The 15,275-nt window shown below is 43.7% G+C and carries 9 protein-coding genes; 6 read left to right on the top strand and 3 right to left on the bottom strand.

The features are described 5' to 3' along the window. Positions 1-61: 61 nt before the first annotated feature. From P5683_RS02860 to P5683_RS02845, 4 genes are all read left to right on the top strand, one after another. Positions 62-904: a cell division protein FtsQ/DivIB gene (locus P5683_RS02860; RefSeq protein WP_006669767.1), complete on the top strand. Its 843-nt coding sequence runs from the start codon at positions 62-64 to the stop codon at positions 902-904. Positions 905-1,174: 270 nt separating this feature from the next. After that, a complete protein-coding gene (ftsZ, locus tag P5683_RS02855; protein ID WP_006625893.1) occupies positions 1,175-2,461 on the top strand; it encodes a cell division protein FtsZ in 1,287 nt (428 codons plus the stop codon). Between the two features lie 186 nt (positions 2,462-2,647). Next, positions 2,648-3,694, top strand: coding sequence for a caspase family protein (locus tag P5683_RS02850; protein ID WP_008050552.1), 1,047 nt, complete (start codon positions 2,648-2,650; stop codon positions 3,692-3,694). Between the two features lie 30 nt (positions 3,695-3,724). Then, complete coding sequence (locus P5683_RS02845; protein WP_315639581.1) at positions 3,725-5,899, top strand: pentapeptide repeat-containing protein; 2,175 nt, start codon at positions 3,725-3,727, stop codon at positions 5,897-5,899. 20 nt (positions 5,900-5,919) lie between these two features. On the opposite strand, the gene P5683_RS02840 is transcribed toward P5683_RS02845, so the two are convergent. Both P5683_RS02840 and P5683_RS02835 read right to left on the bottom strand, forming a co-directional pair. Further along, positions 5,920-8,283 (bottom strand): S8 family serine peptidase, encoded by a 2,364-nt coding sequence (locus tag P5683_RS02840; protein ID WP_315639580.1) that lies wholly within the window; start codon positions 8,281-8,283, stop codon positions 5,920-5,922. Positions 8,284-8,367: 84 nt separating this feature from the next. After that, the gene (locus P5683_RS02835) at positions 8,368-11,523 is read right to left on the bottom strand and encodes an ATP-binding protein (RefSeq protein WP_396442552.1); all 3,156 of its coding nucleotides are present in this window, start codon (positions 11,521-11,523) and stop codon (positions 8,368-8,370) included. A gap of 397 nt (positions 11,524-11,920) precedes the next feature. On the opposite strand from P5683_RS02835, the gene P5683_RS02830 reads away from it, so the two are divergent. Further along, a complete protein-coding gene (locus P5683_RS02830) occupies positions 11,921-13,186 on the top strand; it encodes a glycosyltransferase (RefSeq protein WP_008050547.1) in 1,266 nt (421 codons plus the stop codon). Positions 13,187-13,265: 79 nt separating this feature from the next. After that, on the top strand, positions 13,266-13,481 hold the full coding sequence (locus tag P5683_RS02825) for a hypothetical protein (protein ID WP_006620255.1): 216 nt from the start codon (positions 13,266-13,268) through the stop codon (positions 13,479-13,481). Positions 13,482-13,491: 10 nt separating this feature from the next. Here the strand turns inward: P5683_RS02825 and P5683_RS02820 are convergent, their stop codons facing one another. Then, positions 13,492-15,138, bottom strand: a complete 1,647-nt coding sequence (locus P5683_RS02820) for a serine/threonine-protein kinase (RefSeq protein WP_315639577.1) — start codon at positions 15,136-15,138, stop codon at positions 13,492-13,494. Positions 15,139-15,275 lie beyond the last annotated feature (137 nt).

Genomic DNA, 15,275 nt, shown 5'->3' with positions numbered 1-15,275 from the left:
GAATAGCAGTCAAGGGGGATAGTCTTTTAGATAAGGGAATTAGAAGGGACAAAAATTAGGAATGGCCAATATTGTGTTTACTTCTCGCAATCGATTAGGGACTCGCCGACGACAACTTCGCCGTCAGCGACGTTTAAAATTGGTTCGGGTGATTTGGCAGGTTCTGGCGGTCGGAGGTATTTCTGGGGGGGTATTTTGGGGAATTAGTCAGCCGATTTGGTTAATTAAAGAAGCTGAACAGGTCGAGATTAAGGGTAATCAGTTACTTTCTCAGCACAATATTCGCTCACACCTGCCTTTGTCCTATCCTCAATCAGTATGGCAAATTCAACCTTCCGCTATTCAACAAGCCTTGATCGATAATGCTCCCATATCGGAAGCGATCGTGATTAGGCAGGTATTTCCTCCCCGCCTTACTATAGAAGTGACTGAACGAGAACCTGTGGCGATCGCTCAACCTCCCATAGGAACTACTACCCCAGGAACTGAGGCGATCGTTGGCTGGTTGGATGCTGAAGGTAGTTGGATGCCATTATCAAGTTATACTGAGCTAGAACAAACAGGTCAACTGCCAAATCTGAGAGTGATCGGTAACTTTGAGATGTATCGACCCCATTGGCAGCAGATGTATAGTGATCTGAGTCGCTCCCCGGTTGACATCCATGAAATTGACTGGCAAAATCCAGCTAATATTATTTTAATGACTGAGATCGGCGAGGTGCATATTGGCTCATACAGTACACACTTTTGGGAACAGTTGCAGGTTATCGATCGCATGAGAAAATTGCCGGAACAAGTTGATGTGAGTCAAGTGGACTATATTGATCTCAGAAATCCCAACTCTCCCTTGGTGTTAATGATCTCAGATCAGTCATCACTATCAGAAGCCTCCTTCTCTAAGTGAACCCTTGACTACATCCCTGTATAGTTTAAATCATTATTAAACTAACCAGGACCGGGGAGAGATTCCTAGGGTCAGTATTCAGAGCCGGGAACAGCTTAACTGGAACCAAAAGGAAAGACTTGACCATCTAGGTGTCACTAACTATCTAAGTCCTACTGTCCTGATAACTGCTATATTAGCGTTTTGGGTTGTTAGCTCAACTTAAACAAACTTAGTTGACTTGGACTTGTTTAAATATTAAAACTGATTCATCTACCCCAAATACTTAAAATGATGCTTGATAAGAGCAATCTGGGATCTACCCCAAATAACAACCAACCTGAAGGAAAAGCCAGCCTGTGGACGGCAGCAGAATCGGCTAACCCCTTTCGCCAAAATAATGAAGGATTAAATAATCATAATAATGATGGTAACGCCGTCCCTAATGAACAGTCCTGGAGTAGTGATATTGTGCCTAGCAACGCTGCCAAAATTAAAGTTATTGGTGTAGGGGGAAGTGGCGGAAATGCCATTAACCGGATGATTGATAGCGAGGTCTCCGGTGTCGAGTTTTGGGCCGTCAATACCGATGCCCAAGCCCTTACTCAGTCTAAAGCATCTAAACGCCTTCAGGTTGGTCAAAAACTGACCAGAGGTTTGGGAGCTGGCGGAAATCCGGCGATCGGTCAAAAAGCCGCTGAAGAGTCCCGGGATGAAATCGCCCAAGCCTTAGACGGTGCCGATTTGGTCTTTATTACCGCTGGTCTAGGTGGCGGCACCGGTACTGGTGGCGCTCCCATTGTCGCCGAAATCGCCAAAGAAGTTGGAGCCTTAACTATTGGCGTAGTTACCCGTCCTTTCACCTTTGAGGGACGGCGACGCATTTCCCAGGCTGACGAGGGAATTGCCGCCCTTCAAACTCGCGTTGATACCCTCATTGTGATTCCTAACAATAAGCTCCTGTCCGTCATTAATGAGCAAACCCCTGTACAGGAAGCCTTCCGCTATGCTGATGATGTATTGCGCCAGGGGGTTCAGGGTATTTCTGATATTATTACCATTCCCGGATTGGTGAATGTGGACTTTGCTGATGTCCGTGCCGTCATGGCTGATGCCGGTTCCGCTTTATTGGGTATTGGTATTGGTTCTGGTAAGTCACGCGCGCGGGAAGCTGCCTTAACTGCTATTTCTTCGCCTTTATTAGAATCCTCCATTGAGGGTGCGCGGGGAGTTGTATTTAATATTACTGGAGGCACAGACCTGACCTTGCATGAGGTCAATGCTGCCGCCGAGACCATTTATGAAGTCGTCGATCCTAATGCTAATATTATTTTTGGGGCCGTCATTGATGAACGGATGCAGGGTGAAGTCAAAATTACCGTCATTGCTACCGGGTTCACCGGTGAATCTAAATCTACTGTTCCCCAATCCGGCAGAGAGGTTCCTTTGTCTCGACCCATAACTTCTATTCCTCAGCAGCGCACTATACCGACTCCTGCTCCTGAGCCACAACCTCAGCCCCAGGAACTTGATATTCCCGATTTTCTCCGTCGTCGCCGTCCGCCTCCTGGTCGGTAGAGCATCAAAAATTCCTAAATTCCTATCCCCCCTTAACCCATCTGATTACCGGGTAGAGGGGTTATTTATGGGAATTGGGCGCTGAGGGTCATAGCGTGTTAAGCAATAATTAAATTCTTCGCCACTTTCCGGATCTGAGGTTAGCCTATAGGTATCAGAAGGGCAATTTATAGTTTCCATTAAATTATGTCTAGCACTTATAAAAACGGACACGCTTTAGTAATTGGGGTTGGTCAAGATTTACCCAACACCGTTAATGATGCTGAGGGTTTAGTTGCCATTCTCACCGACCCGTCCAGATGCGCCTATCCACCCGAACAGGTGACATTATTAGTTAATGAAAAAGCCGATCGCTCTCAGGTATTAGAAGCCCTAGATCAACTCGCTAAAACCACCAATTCCGAGTCAACTGTAGTTATCTATTTTTCCGGTCATGGCTATCAAGTCGCCTCACCTACCGGGGAGTTTTATTATTTCATGCCCTATGGCTACAACATTAATAAACTCTATCAAACTGCTATTAGTGGTCAGGAATTTTCCGAAAAACTTAAAGCTATTACCTCCCAAAAACTGTTAATTTTATTGGACTGTTGCCATGCGGGAGGCGTGGGAGAAGCCAAAGCACCAGGACTAGAAATGGCTGCCTCTCCTTTACCGCCTGAAGCCATCAAGTTATTACAAGAAGGTCGAGGAAAAGCCTTGATTGCCTCCTGTAAGGAAGATGAACTCTCATATCTTTATAAACACAAACATAATAGCGAATTTACCATGGCTTTAATGGAAGCCTTTTGTGGTTCTGGGGTCGCTAAAAAAGATGGTTCCGTGAGGGTCGCCGATTTAGCCTTACATACTCGCCAGGTCATCCCCACCCGCACCCAAGACCGACAACACCCGGTTTTACACTATGAAAATGCTGATAATTTTGTGGTGGCTTATTATGCGGGGGGAAGCATAGAACCCAAAGGGTTGCCATTTCCGCAAGCGACAGAAGAACCGGAAACCGAAACGGCGGCTAAGTCTCAACCTTCCGTGGTGTTTGACCAAAAAGACCAAACCGTTGACAATCAAACTAATATTGCTGGAAATGTGGGAGAAATTGGGAAACAGGAAACCCATATTTCTGGGGGGTTTAATCAACCCGGTTGGAAGGTTGGCGGTGATGTGATTCAATCACAGCGAGATGTGGTTATCGGTGCGAAACAACGGAAAACCAATGACTCCGAAGATGAATAGTAAAACCGAGTAATTTGCAGGTAAATAATCATGGTAAAATCATCAGAACTGAATCAGAATCCCCTTGAAGATGAAACTCATATTACTGGGGGGTTTAATCAACGTACCTGGGAGGTTAATGGTAATGTGATTCAAGGGAGTTCGGTAACTGTTTATTTATCTGCTTCTGCTTATACGATACCCACGGAGAAGGAAACTAAGCCGACTCAATTGGGGGAGAATCCTTATCGGGGATTAGATGTATTTAGAGAAGAAGATTCTATGTACTTTTTTGGGAGAGAAAAGCAAATTGAGCGACTGTGGGAAAAATTCCGCGATTTGAATGAAGATGAATCGGCTTATCGATTTTTGCCGATTTATGGAACTTCTGGTTCCGGGAAATCATCATTGACGCGATCGGGTTTAATTCCAGAATTGGATAAAAAACCTTTATTCGGTTATCAAAAAGCTCAAATTGCGGTATTATTTCCGACTACTCATCCCCTGGAGTCCTTGGCGACGGTTTTGGCGCGAATTGTGACCAATGACCCTTCACCAGTGGAAAAAACCGCAGAATTTGAACGGGTGTTAAAAAACCCCAGCGATAGGGGAGAGTATGAAGGGTTACGACGCATTGCGAATCAAATCCCGAATATTCATGAGTCGCTTCTGGTGGTGGTAGTGGATCAATTTGAGGAAGTTTTTACTCTCTGTAAAGACGATGAAGAAAGGAAGGCTTTTATTGCTAATTTACTCTGTGCGGCGAAGGATGCAGATAGACATACTTCGGTTATTGTCACCATGCGGAGTGATTTCTTGCGGGAAACTCAACAATATCCGGGGTTAGATGGGTTATTTTCTAGTAATGGCTTTTTGGTGCCGAGTATGCAGCGAGAAGAGTTAGAAATGGCGATCGCCAAACCCGCAGAAATCGCCGGACATAGCCTCGAACCTGCAATCATTCAACTATTAATTGAACAAACCCAGGGAAGGGAAGGCGCTCTCCCATTGCTTCAGTTTGCATTACAACGCATTTGGGAGGGGTTAGAAGATGGTATAGACCCCGCAGAAACCTTAGAAAAAATTGGGGGTGTGGGGGGTGCTTTAGCGGGGGAAGTACAACGTTTATATGAGTCCCTAAGTCCAGAAGACCAAATATTAGCGCGTCGCATTTTTCTAGCTTTAGTCAACCTAGACGAGTCCGACAAAACCACCCGTCGCCGCGCTCCGGTCTCCGAATTAATTAGCAATAAACAGGAAGAACCCGCCATCAAATCAATTATTAGGCGTTTTTCCGCCAGAGGTGTCCGTTTCCTGTCTACCTCCCAAGACCCCCAGCAAGGTAAAACTCTGGAAGTCACCCACGAAGCGTTAATTCACAATTGGGATAAGCTACAAGGTTGGTTAAGTGAACGTCGGGAACAATTGCATCAAAAGCAGAAATTTGAGCGATATGCAGAGGAGTGGCGTTCTCAAAATAAATCCCCAGATTATTTGTTACAAAGTCGCATTCTTCGGGATGCTCGGGAGTTTAATAAAACGGCGGCTCAGGAAGTGGCATTATCTGAGTTAGCCACGGAATTTATTAAGGCGAGTCAGACTGAAAAATGGCGCAAAATATTTAAAAATCTGGGAGTTTTAGCTCTGGTTCCTACTGTGATGATTGCTGGTTATCTGATATTTGATGAACAAATTACAAATATGCGTGTAAATATTCATACAGAAATACTGTTAGCTCAGAGAAATTGTGAGCCTACTCCCCAATTAAAAGATTTATTAGAACATCAACGGGAAAACGGTAGAGATAACATGGAGAGAATTTATCTCTGTGGTAAGGCTCTCAATGGGATTAAATTTGAAAGAGCAGAACTTTCACAAGCTAACTTTCGAGATGCTAGGCTAAATCGTGCTAATTTCCGTCAAGCAGTTTTACTAGATACTGATTTTCAGGGAGCAAGACTTTACAAAGCAAATTTATATAATGCTTTTCTTATTAGTGCTAACCTAAGAAATGCTCGTTTACAGGATGCGGATTTACGGAAAGCCGATTTACGGAAAGCCGATTTACGGAATGCCGATTTACGAGGAGTAGACTTAACACAAACTAAAGGTCTTAGCCAACATCAAATCGAGTCAGCTATCCTTTGTGACACAAAATTACCTGATTATTTGTTGTCAGCAGAATCAAAACATCTGGAAAATAGAGATTGTCATAGATTCAATTAACAAACTTTTTATGATTAATTTCACAAATATTTAACATAGCGTTGAGAACTACTATTAAATTTTGTCTGTCTTATTTCAATTTGTCTGCCATCTTGAAGTTGATATATACCATCAGCAATTTGTTCCTGAAAATCGTAACTTTCTATCTCCATATCTTCAGATGATTGTGTGGTGTGAAACTCTCCTAATGCTTCGGCTGCTAAGGCGGCTACTTTCTCGTCTGCTTCTTCTATAGCCTTAATTAAAATGCGTGTGGCTAACTTTTGATATTTCTGAATCCTGAGCAGGCTTTTGGCGGCGGAAACGTGCTTTTTCTGAATGGGTTGAGGTTCAACACTGACTAGGTTGTTGATATATGATGATTGGATTTGCTCAATAATCTCTTGATTTCTCAAGTTAAAACCAGCTTGTGCTAGGGTGGTTTTGGCGGATTTTAGGATATCATTGACAAGGGATTCCTTAACTGTTTCTGGGTCGTCCCAACTTTTCTCTAGTTGCTGTAAACAAGCTACCAGAGCCAGTATGCCTTCGGTCCGGGGAGAGCGATCGCTAAAATGTCGCAGGGAGATATTTAGTTCAACGGCTTCGATTTCTTCGGCTTCGATTTTGCCCTTTAAAATATTGTCGAAATCATTTAAAATTTCATCGAATTTATTGTTGAGTTTGGGATAATTGTTAGACATGGTGACTTGACTCCTAGTTGCTGAAATTGTCGGTAAAGTTGATTGAGGTGTTTCCGGTTCTATGCTGTGACTGTGCCAAGTATTTGATAAGCCATGATCCGAGGCTGCATCAGGTACATAACTGGCTGCTGATGGACTGTCACAATCACAATTGATAGGGGCTGATAAAGCGGGATTAAAAGTATCATCAGCCTGGGAATAATCGATGATTTGAGAGTGGGATGCTTCCTGATTATTTACCTGTCTGAGGGTAGCAATGGCGTTCCCAGCATCAACTAAGCCGTAACCCGTGGCTAGGTCGCGACCCGGACCGGCTGTTGGTCGGCTGAAATAGTAATTAGAAGAACCCTTGACTACATCGATCGCACTTTTCTCTAAAATTCTCTTAGCACGCACCGGAGATAAACCCGGATCCAACTGTTTTAATAGCGCACAAACCCCCGCCACTTGGGGCGCAGCCGCTGATGTACCACTAAAAGCCGCCCAGCCATCATTGGGTTCTGTACCATCCTCAAACTCAGCACATTTGATATCATTGGAAGACCCAGGCGGCACAGGTAGCATAATATAGGCGGCGTGGGGGAGCTGTCCTACCAACCCGCAGACATCGGGAACCTGTCGCCCTCGATAAACCGGACTGTGGAAAGCACTGGAATAGTTACTCGCTTCTAACTCTCCCTTTGTGGGTCCGTCAAGATGCTTATAAACTCCCCCAGCAGCGATCGCATTGGGATGTTGACCAGGAAAAGACCAGTGACCATTTCCCGCCGAAAAAATCACAATTATTCCCCGCCGCACCGCATCGGCTACTAAGGTGGCTAAGACCTTATTATAAGGTGAAAGTTCCGAACTTCTCTGATTTGAACCCCAGCTACAGGAGATAATATCAGGTCGTTGGGCGATCGCTGTCCTGAAAGCGGCAATAGAATTAACATTCCGGAATTTACCACGGATCGCCACATCAGCTTTAACCATGATAAAATCAACTCCCGGAGCCACTGCAAATAAATTAGCAGATTCTCCAGTTCCGTGACCGTTTGCATCAATATGTTTATCCGTAGAACCGGGGGCGAGAATCACCTGACCCTGATAGTTATGGTGAGTAAAAAAGGGGTGATTATACCACCCAGAATCCACCATTACTACTTTCACACCCCGACCGTCAATTCCCCCATCATGAGCCTGTTTTGCATTTAGACCCTTGGCTAAACAATCGGGTACAGATAAATATTGCGAGACTGCTGGCGGCGGAAAAGCAGAGGGAACACCTGACCCTAAATAAGAAACAGGTTCGTTAATGGCTACCCCTACCAGTTCTGTATTCCAACTGCTCTGAGAAATATCAATTTCCCCAGGGGGTTTATCATCAACCGCATCAATAAATTGAGCCGTGCTAGGCTGACCCAACTCTTTAATTACCTGATATTCAACATTAGTGAGAGTCGTCTGGAAAGACTGCTCATAAAGCTCAGGAGAGCCGCAAATACTAATAGAACCGCGACCTTTGCATAGGACATTAAATCCGGTATCCCTGAGCCTTTCTTCTGTGTATTCAATCAGCCGTGGATCAGCGTCAAACAGGGTGACATTTTCACTGGTAACTAACGTTTGTGTTGACAGCAGAGACTCTCCCGATCGCGATCGCACTACAGCTTCAGCATAGACCAAATCTGGGAGTTCCTGCCTAACTTGCCCATCCATATTTTTTTTTGCGGGCTAAAATTACTACCGAACACTCCCATTCTCCCACATTTAATCAGCCATCAGGAATCATTTTACAAAACTTTACATTAACTCTCGAATCTGATCCAATAGTTCAGTCATGGAAATCCGACCCGATAGAAATTTGAGGGTGAGATGTTGAGTTAAACCCTGTAAGTCTGTGGGGATATGTTGAATGGGGGAACTGTTAGGTTTGGTATCAGGAGAAGTTTTAAATAAACCAGAATTGTCTAAAACCAGAATCGGCGGAATTGTTAAATCATCATGCTGAGAATTACCCAGGTTAACTAAAGCCTCTAAAGCGTTTCGGAGAATGGGGGAAGTTTGATGGCGCACACAAATCAGCAATAAATCGACACTCTGATACTGTAATTGTTGCATAATTTCTTCCCAGGTTCTCCCCATAGTTCCCCGAAATCCTGCTGTTTGTAGATACTGAATCAAGGCTTGCTCAATTTTGCTGGTTTGGTCAGCCGGGGGATAAAAATTCGCCCTTTGATTACTTCCATCATCATCTAGGTTTACTAAGTCTGGTAATGTCAACAAATCCACCACCAAAATATGAGATTTCCAACTCATCCCCGCCGCCACTTGAATCACCTGTAAAAGACCTGGGTCAGCTTGTCGCCTCCTAGACCCCATATAAGTCTGGCTAATTTGAGGTAATAGACAGGGGAAAACGGATAATCCTTGAATTTGATTGGCTGCTTGAGTTGTGGGTGTGTCTAGGGTGACTATGGGAAGATTAGCTAGATGTTTTTCATCTTTCAATTCCAGCAAAAATGCCATGGGGTCATCAAGGTAATTAATAGACTCTAAAACCATAACATTAGGATGCCAAATTCTCGCCAGTAGTTCCGCCTGACCCAAATCATCAGCTTCCAAAATCCGACAAGGGGAAGTTTGAGAAGTGTCGTTAATGGGTGATGGCAAGTTTTTGTCGGTTAAACTACCTGCTAAACCTTGGTTTAATTCGTCGTGGTCAACTGGATTTAACCACAGGACTGTTAATCTCTTAATTGGTGCGATCGAGGGGGTTTTTTCCAGTTGATTAATCACTAACTTTAAATCTGACTTCTCGACAGGTAAACTCAGAAAACCATCACAGGTTACTTTCATAGCCCGCTTTTTTTCCCCTAAAGTAGCTGTAATAAATACGGGAATTTGACAGGTATCTACATCGGCTTTCAGCAAGGTTAGCACATCCCAACCTGATAAAAGTGGCAGTAAAGGATTGAGAAAAATCATCCGAGGTTGCAACCTTCTGGCTTTTTCTAAAGCCTCGGTTCCCGTCCTGGCGACGATGGCTCGATAACCCAATTTGGAGAGTTTATCACTCAAATCATCAATATATTTGGGGACGGCTTCGACAATCAAAATTAACCGAGATTGTCCCTGGGTAGTGGGACGAGATAAATTGGTTTTAGGGTATGGAGAGGATGGATAAACGTCGGCTTTTTCCCAGTCTAATTTATCTGATTTCCAGCCGTTTACGGGAGGGACGGGAGGCAAAAGTAAGGTAAACTCAGTGCCTTTTCCTTGGTGGGAAATAAAGCTAATATCTCCACCATGAAGCCGGGCTAATCTTTGACAGAGAACTAATCCTAAACCTGTGCCTTCAAATTGACGATTTAGGGGACTTTCTAGCTGTTGGAACTTTTCAAAAATCAGATGTTGTTTTTGCTCGGGAATGCCAATACCTGTATCCCAAACTGTAAACACGATCCAATCCTCCCAACGGTTAACCCGTAAACCCATATAACCACCATCAGGAGTAAATTTAAAGGCATTAGAAATTAGGTTGATTAGCATCTGGCGTAGACGCAATTCGTCGGCTTCAATAGTTTCTAGTCCGGGTTCGATTTCGATGCTAAATTTTTGGCTACCTAAGCTAGATTGACTATCCTTAATATCACCCTGCTGGTGCAGGTGCAGGACGGCTTCTAAAGCGCGATCGCATACGGTTTGAATGTTCACACCTTCGGGAGTTAGTTCTAACTGTCCGGTCTCAATGCGGGTTAAATCTAAGATATCATTAACCACCATCATCAGATGTCGTCCGCTTTGGTGGATCAGTTTGGCGTATTTAGCTTGGCGATCGCTTAATTCCCCCAAGGCTTTATCTTTCAGCAAACTAGACAACCCCAAAACCGCCGTCAAGGGAGTTTTCAGTTCATGGCTAATACAGGCTAAAAACTCATCTTTGAGTCGATTTAGTTGGATTAAATCCGCATTTTTAGCGGTCAACTCTTGAGCGACTCGATATTGTTCTGTGATATCCTGAGCAATAATTAACCACCATTTATCAAAGCATTCTGTTAAACTTGGCTGTACCAAAGTCTGGCGGGTAAATTGCCACACTCGCTGCTGTTTGGATTGTGGACAAATACAGATATATGTTTCCGAATTAGACCCGATATCGCACCAGTTAGGGATATCGGAGATACACTCGTCTAACTGGCTGGTGTTGGGGTTAACCGCTGTGGTGGAGGAGATGGACGACCCTGGCATTGGGGAAGCCATGGTAGAATCGTCAGAGTTGCCACTGAGACGGACATGGGTTTTAGTGGAGTTGGGAACCCATTGGTTGACTGTTTCAGCGGCTTGCTGCAAGACTTCTGGTTCATTTCCGACCTGTTGCACCCAAGCCGTATTCTGCCCCAGGATTTCCCCGTTTTGGGTTTGAATCATCATGGGTAGTGGCAATTGGTCTAGGAGTTGCAACAGGGAACCGAGAAACGAATCAAACCCCCCTTTCTGGACGGGTGACTGATATTCCGCCAATTGGACTGGCTGACTAACTAGATATGGCAGTAGTTTGGCTAAGTCAATCAGCCCCAAAAATTCCTGTTTTTGATTAATGATAGCCAGAGGGGACAGACCCTCTGTTTGATGATTATTACCGGATTGACAATAATAGGGATGCCATCCTAAATCATAACCAATTTGCTGCAAATAAGCCCAAAATTCTGGCCAATCTAAATAAGCGGGAATTAGAAGCAAGGGTTTAATGAGGCGATCGCTTAGATCGGCTAGGATGGCTTTTGTTAATGGCCGCTTTTTATTTTTTGTCGAAAATAAATAGGTAGTTAAATTACGCAGATACACTACCCCAATGGGATATTGCTGTTGGTTAACAACCACAACGCAATCATGATCACCTTCTGAGAATACTGACCACAACTGATCAACGGTGATATCCTGACCACAAACTGGCACCCTCTTGATTATTGTCGGAAGAGAGATTTGAGAAAACATGAAAAAACTTGAACCCCAAACTGGTTTGGTCGCAGATACCTATGAGAGTCAATTTTCAGAGGAACTGCTCCCACTGATTTATTTTAGCCAGGAATAATGACTAACTTCAAATTTAAGTATTTTCTTAATCTTTCCTAACTGACATCCTCAATCATTGAGTAATCATAAGTCTATAGAGAAATTATTAAATTTTATGACTAAGGGCGCGAGATTTGGTTACCATTCCTCACAGGGGACTCAGGCTGTTAGTAACCATGGAGGGGTTGATCCCTGCTGGGTGGTTATGACACTGCAATTGCCTCCCAAGTGTTACTGGGCTGGTATACTGACCTAAGTTCAATTAGCTATAAGTTAAACCATGGGACAAGGAGATTATAGTCGTCAACAACCATATTTCCATGATCCCAAGGTAGATAAAGCCATTGAGGATATCTATGCTGATTTGGATAGCTGGACTTATGAGATTGACAAAAGCCAACCATCAAGATTTAATACTGTCAGCTTTTATGTAGTGTTACCCCCAGTTTTTTATGAGGGGAGATTTATCAAAGGATTTTATTATAGTGAGTCGGTGGATTTGCTGAATCATGTCTTGCCGAATTTATCCCGTTATTTCTTCTCGTTGGCTTACTCGATGTGGTGTTCCTATCCTTGGTCACAAACGGCTGATGCCTATTCCTGTTTGTATAATAACCGCGATCGCGCCCGGTGGTTTTTCCGAAATAATCCCGTTGATAAAGTGTTGATGACTTGCTACAATTCGGACTTTATTAATGAGTATATTATCGCCCCGAAACCCATAGAGACAAAAGATATTGATTTGCTTTGTGTTTCTCGGATTGCTCCCGAAAAGAATTTGCCGATGATTGCTAGGGGTTTAAAAGTGTATCGGCAAAAATATCAACACCACATTAAACTCTCTTTAATTGCTGGCGATCGCCACCTAGACTTTAATAACTTTGATAATAATGATGAGATTACCCGGAAAATTTTGGCAGAAATCACGTCAATACTAGGGAATCCCTGGGATTATATTAATTTTATCAAGTATGCCAACAATTATCAAGAAATGCCAGCATATTATTCACGGTCAAGGGCTTATATTTTGGGGTCATTATTAGAGGGTAAAAATCGCAGCCTGAGTGAGGCGATGAGTTGCAATATTCCGGTGATTTGTTTTGAGGAGTTTAATCAATACGCGAGGGGAAGCGATCGCCTTTTTCCCGAAGCGGCGGGTTTATGCGCCCAATTTGACCCCGAATCCCTAGCAGATACCATTCATCAAGTCTTAGCAAATCCGGGATTATTTAAACCCCGATTAAGCTATTTAAAACATCGAGGGAGAAAGAACTTTTTTAATACCTGTCTGACCGCCTTTCCCTATTATCAACAATCCATTCCCGACTACCACCATAACTCACCTTTTCATAGTCTGTGGCTAGATTTAGCCATTCAGGACAACTATCAAATGAGTCTATATGATTTCCTCTATGGACGATCTGAATATTCCCATCTCAGAGGTCTGGTGAATATTTATAAACATCTCAATCAGTGGTTAGGCTGGCTACAGAGTCAAATAAATCGGAAATACCCCGGAATTTTGACCAATAAGCAACCGGGTTGATTTGGTAAAAGGGGCTTGCCAAATTGCTCCGATTGTGATATAATGTGCTGGCTTGACCCAAAAGATATGGTTAGATAATATGACTAACGAACCATCCCAGGTCTGCCCAATTTGTGGCGTAAAAATTGTGAAAGCACCCGGAGGCGATCGTGTTTTATTCTCAGTAGGAGCGCCCGGAACCAGAGCCAGATTATGGGCGCGGGTGTGTCAGTTTGTGAAAAAACCAGGCTGCATAAATTCCGACCCCGCATTAATTGGTGAAACCAAACCCACAGACCCCTATCGACCGCAATAAATAGCCACTTTTACCAAAAGCAAAATTTGCGTTTTCCATTAGGCAAAATAGTCCGCCAGTTAGTGCGTGCTAAAGCCAACTGTTCATCCCCCACCATACAACCTCTAAGATTAGCACCGCATAAATTAGCACCTCGCAAATTAGCGCGAGTCAAATATGCACCCTGCAAATTAGCACCTCTCAAATCCGCCTTTTCCAGATTAGCGGTACTCAGATAGGCATTTTCCAGATTAGCATTTTTGAGTTTAGCCTGAGTCAATCGTGCGCGGCCAAAATTAGCATCTCTCAAGTCAGCATTTTGAAAATTAATATTACTAAGTCGCGCCTGATAGAAATTAGCACCTCTCCATTTTCCCCCGGACAAATTTAAGCCACTCAATTCACAATCGCCAAAATCTCGGTGTCCCTTACTAAAAGCACTACGGAAATTATTTTCATTCCAATTATGGGAAGTAGAAGTTACGGTTTTCTGAGATAAGCCATCACTATGAATCGCAGTTACGGGAGCTCCCCGAGTAGCACTTAATCCCCCCCGGACAGGTCGTTTAGGGGTAGAGATTTCAGTCATTTCCTGTCGTTTTTTGCGTTCTCGGCGTTCCCGAATCAATTTCACTTCCCTTTGGGGAGCAGTCATCATTATGGAGGTTTTATCATCGTTATAAATAGTTTGTTCTTCGGGTGGTTCTGGTTTGGGTTCAGGTGTGAATTCTGTAACTATAGGCTGAACGGACATATTAGCAGATAAATCATCTTCTGCATCATCCTGATGATCAAGAGCATATAAAACATCTTTGGCGGACTGGTAACGCTGATAAACGGACACCGCCAACATTCTTTCTAAGACCAAACCAAAAGCATCACTGACATGGGTATGTTCTCGCCAGTGAACTTCCCCGGTGGTGGGGTTATGTTCCAAAGCGCTGGGAGATTTCCCGGTCAGTAAATAAATACAAGTCATTCCCACCGCATAAATATCACTAGCATAAACAGGTCGTAAAGACATCTGTTCCATGGGAGCAAATCCCGAAGTTCCAATGGCAAAATTAGTAAAAGCGGTTTCTCCAGTTCCCATCATGGTGGCTTGATTTACTTTATCCTTAACCGCGCCAAAATCAATGAGAACTAAACGATTATCCTGACGGCGACGAATGATATTAGCGGGTTTAATATCCCGGTGAATGACCTCTTGAGAATGGATATAATCGAGTAGTGGTAAAATATCCCGCAGAAACTCCTGAGTTTGTGCTTCGGTATAAGGTCCATTGGCTCTAACTTCTTGTTTGAGGGTCAAACCATCAACAAATTCTTGGACTAAATAAAACTGTTTTTTCCCGACAAAGTAATCTAAAAGACGGGGAATTTGGGGATGATCACCAATTTTCCCCAGAGTTTTCGCCTCCCGCTGAAAAAGCTGTTGTGCCATTTCCAGGACTTTTTTAGAAGTGGCAGAAGGTCGCAATTGCTTAACTACACAAGCAGGATAGCCGGGAAGGGATAAATCCCGCGCTAGAAATGTGGCCCCAAAACCCCCCTTACCAATGGGTTTAACGACTAGGTAGCGATTTCGTAGCCGTAGCCGGGAACCACAAGCCTGACACTTGACAGCCTCGTTAGGGTTTTCGGGATTAGGACAACTGGGATTGGTACAGTAACTCATGGCGGTTGGAGATAACTCAATTTAAGATTAACGTCAGACCGCGAATTCGTGTAAGTAGCTATGTATATAGCAAGGCACAGGGAACTGATACATTTACGCGACATTTATCCGGCTATTGCCTGACAATGCGACGATAG

The organism is Limnospira sp. PMC 1279.21, from assembly GCF_032349615.1.
Lineage (GTDB): Bacteria > Cyanobacteriota > Cyanobacteriia > Cyanobacteriales > Microcoleaceae > Limnospira > Limnospira fusiformis.
This window is presented reverse-complemented; position numbering and strand designations above follow the sequence as displayed.

Bases quoted from the DNA above. Each gene is read 5' to 3' on its own strand.
- P5683_RS02825 (WP_006620255.1), top strand. From the start codon at position 13,266: ATGACTAACGAACCATCCCAGGTCTGCCCAATTTGTGGCGTAAAAATT.
- P5683_RS02820 (WP_315639577.1), bottom strand. From the start codon at position 15,138: ATGAGTTACTGTACCAATCCCAGTTGTCCTAATCCCGAAAACCCTAAC.
- P5683_RS02830 (WP_008050547.1), top strand. From the start codon at position 11,921: ATGGGACAAGGAGATTATAGTCGTCAACAACCATATTTCCATGATCCC.
- P5683_RS02840 (WP_315639580.1), bottom strand. From the start codon at position 8,283: ATGGATGGGCAAGTTAGGCAGGAACTCCCAGATTTGGTCTATGCTGAA.
- P5683_RS02845 (WP_315639581.1), top strand. From the start codon at position 3,725: ATGGTAAAATCATCAGAACTGAATCAGAATCCCCTTGAAGATGAAACT.
- P5683_RS02850 (WP_008050552.1), top strand. From the start codon at position 2,648: ATGTCTAGCACTTATAAAAACGGACACGCTTTAGTAATTGGGGTTGGT.
- ftsZ (WP_006625893.1), top strand. From the start codon at position 1,175: ATGATGCTTGATAAGAGCAATCTGGGATCTACCCCAAATAACAACCAA.
- P5683_RS02860 (WP_006669767.1), top strand. From the start codon at position 62: ATGGCCAATATTGTGTTTACTTCTCGCAATCGATTAGGGACTCGCCGA.